This is a genomic window from Pseudomonas floridensis, assembly GCF_002087235.1.
Classification (GTDB): domain Bacteria; phylum Pseudomonadota; class Gammaproteobacteria; order Pseudomonadales; family Pseudomonadaceae; genus Aquipseudomonas; species Aquipseudomonas floridensis.
Window position 1 is genome coordinate 1 of record NZ_MUIO01000283.1, and the last position, 941, is coordinate 941.

Annotated in this window: 1 protein-coding gene and 1 pseudogene; both read right to left on the reverse strand. The window is 47.5% G+C overall.

From position 1 onward, the window contains the following. Positions 1 to 229 (reverse strand): annotated as a pseudogene (locus BZK31_RS28945) (hypothetical protein); the annotation flags it as partial. 15 nt (positions 230 to 244) lie between these two features. Beyond that, the coding region (locus BZK31_RS28950) for an RNase A-like domain-containing protein (RefSeq protein WP_157900855.1) at positions 245 to 941 on the reverse strand (697 nt) is incomplete at its 5' end.

Consider the following 941-nt stretch of genomic DNA (forward strand, 5'->3'; position numbering starts at 1 on the left):
ATGGAGGGTCCACGTACTCAAGCCCCTCCGGGGTCATATGATTTCTTATATAGCTCTTTATCTGCCTCTTGAGGAAAAAGGCATTCAACATATTACGCTCAGCGATATAATCCTTTACAATCGCATCCAGCCCCAGGGGTCTGAACTCCAGCTTTTCCTCATCATGTAAAAATTCGCCAACGCCGTTACCAACATCGAATAGAAAATCCAGCATTAATCCGTAGGTCATTCTCGCCACCTTACCTTAAATTGACGGAAAAGCACTCACTATAAAATAAGGCATATGATTATACTCAGCAAACTTTATAATGATTGTCACCTTCACCATATCAATAGGCTTATCAGGATTAGCCCTTGTTATACCCCACCCCACCGGCCGTTCTAAAACCGTAGAAAACTCATATCGTTTATCCTTAAGCAGAAGTCTAGCCTTTGATTGCAGTAAAATCTTAAGACGATTTTTCCTAAGCGCTTGACTCACTGCCCACTCGGCCATTTCAAGATCGTAAAACGTAGACGAAACATTGACTTTCTTTGAGGCGAATCGTGATATTAGATACTCAATAGTTTTACCCACATGTTTAAAAATTGTATGTCCGCCACCTAATTTATTGGGCGCATTCAGCGGCTTCTCACTCGTCACCACCGTCATTCGACCTGCAAGCACCGAAGACACTCTAAACGCGTTATACATCGAAGCCGTCGACAGCGGCACCGCAAACTCGGTCGCCAGACCAATGACCTGACCGGTTGCGTGTGACGCGCCAAGCGACTGCGCAACCGATGCGCCAGCCTTGAACGAAAACGAATCCGTTTCCTTGCCGGTCACCAGTTGGGTCATGCCTGCCGAGAGCTGATCCGACGCATGCACGCCCATGGCCACGCAACCAAGCTTGCTGATCATGGTGGGTTCGGGAATGGCGCACAGCACGCCAGAACCT